Raw genomic sequence first — 2,280 nt, 5'->3', positions numbered from 1 at the left:
GCGCGCTTGTTTGGCGCCTTTATCACTGCTGGTAAATTTTCGTTCTGTCCAAAGCGGTTCAGCGAGTTGTTCTGTTTCCTCTAGTTTCAAAGGGGTGAAAGCACCATCATCCAGTTGCATCTCCAGTGAAAAGGTTGCACCACCTGGTAAAAAGGTTTTGATATAGCTGGTCAATCTTGCTTTTTCACCAAAGGCAAAAGCACGCGTGACATAGGTAGCTTCCTTATGGATCTTTCCCGCAATCAATTGAACAGGAGCAAACAAAACAGGTGAGAGCTTCTCTGTCCCTTTGAGAATAGCGCGAAGCTTTATCTTTTCACTGATATATTCAGTAAGACTGAGTAATTGAAAGGGAAGAAGTTGATAAACCGTGCCGTTGTTTCGTTCAATTTCAAAGATGACAGAACAATCGCTTGAAGGCAATTCAATGGCTGCGCGTATTTGCAAATCAGAGCAGTCCACAAGGTCAAAAGTGCCAAGATCAATGGTTTTTTCTGTTTGTGTATAGCGTGCCGCCAGCACCCTAAAAGCTAAAGCCTCATCTTGATGAGCGGTCCAGCTCCTAGCATTGACAGAAGAAAAGCGTGGACCGGTCACGTAAGGGTGGCTCGAGACGTATCTCTGGTGTTCTGCATCAAAATCTCCAAGCTTTGCCAGTGAGACAGAATGATTACTATCATCTGTCTTAATAACGAAAGCCGTTAAGCGGTCATCGGGGACAAGGAGTGGTACATCATAGCGTGCCTCTGCCCAACCTAGCTTTGCGCCCTTCATAGAATAAAAGCTTTGCGCTTGAATATCGGCGGTCGGATAACCGTTTTCTGTGGTGACCAAATCAATCACCAGATCATGGTTCTGATTGCCGATTTTGCAAAGATGAAAGTCAATACCGGTGATTTGCCGTGTTTCATCGGGGGTAAAAACTTGCGCTTGTGGGTCCACTTGCGTCCAGATCTTTACTGTTGTGGTGCGCCGCATCACTTTCACATCAATCACACCTTGACCGGTAAAAAGCCCTGTTGCAATTGTTCCACCTTTTCCCCGTGCCACAACATTTTTTGTACCAGCGGTAATATTTTGTGGAATCGTGAAAGTGCCTTCAAGGGTGCCTTTGGTGTTAGCAACAAGCTTTGTTTTTGGTAAAATATTCACACCATCAAAGGTAAGACGTTCCAAGATTTCGCTACTGCCAAAACCTTCAATTTTGAAAGAAAGGGTAATTTGTCTCAAAAAATCGATTTTCTCTTGGGTTGCACTCACCAAATCATCACTGATTTCTGTTTTACGAACGCTTCTCCCACGGTTCCATCCCATGTTCAGTTGATTGGTCACGCTTGAGAGCCAATCGGTACGCTGTTCATGCCAGAAGTCTGTCGCGGGTTCAAGGGTTACTGTACCAGGCAGGGGTGCAAAATTTTGATAAGGATTGATTTTTTCGCAAGCCGTTGTCAACTCTTGCGCAATAATCACTTCATTTGTCCAGTCAAGGGTGACAGGCGCTGTAAGATTAGCGGTGTAAAAGGTTGGATCAATGGCAAGCTGTAAAATGCCATTGCCTACAGCCCCCGTTTGTTGAAAGCCTTCATCTCTGTAACTATCATCAAGAAAAGGGTCTGCAAACATGCCCTTTTTGGCAACAGGTTCTTTAGAGTCAACATTGCTTTTAATACGCTCTAATTGCATCAATCGATCAAGCGAGAGTACCCGTTGAAAATAACGCCACATCTCATCATAAGGCGCAACCCGTGTGCCATCATTGACCACAACCGGCGTTTCAAGCCAATTGTTGGTAATGGTTGCAAGGGACAACACATCATCAGGGACACTGGGTGCCATGGGGTGATCTGATGAAACTCCTTTGATATATACGACATTGCCCCCCGTGTTCAGTCCTATGCGGTCAATGCGGGGGAGTTTGTAAGTGTAACTGACGATAATATCACCACCCTCCGCACCCCCTGAGACTGTGATTTCCTGCGCTGTTACTTTATCAGCGGTGATTTTTGCGCGGTAACGGTAAGTCACCTTATAGCTGCTCCCCGCTAAAGGTTCGTCTCCCACGGGTGCCCAATCAATGGTGTCTCCGGTTTTTTTAAAATCTGTGCCTTCTTTAAATTCCTTGCTTCCTTGAACGATTTTTATAAACGCGGTGATGCTTTTATCAGGAACACCATCACGCCCAGCGGCAACGGCACCACGGGTGACGTTAACGGTTTTTTCTTTTGTCAACAAAAGAGACTGAATATCGGCAATAGGAAAATAATAGGGTTTAAAGGTAAA

1 protein-coding gene is annotated in these 2,280 nt (G+C 45.2%); it reads right to left on the bottom strand.

Translation table 11 applies throughout. From position 1 onward, the window contains the following. A partial coding sequence (locus ACFIJZ_RS09620; RefSeq protein ID WP_375631922.1) for a DUF4815 domain-containing protein occupies nucleotides 1–2,280 on the bottom strand: 2,280 nt, incomplete at both ends.

Origin of the sequence: Bartonella sp. CL70QHWL (assembly GCF_042194855.1) — a bacterium.
Taxonomy (GTDB): Bacteria; Pseudomonadota; Alphaproteobacteria; order Rhizobiales; family Rhizobiaceae; genus Bartonella.
The sequence above is the reverse complement of the archived record's forward strand: the minus strand, read 5'-3'. Positions and strand labels throughout refer to the sequence as shown.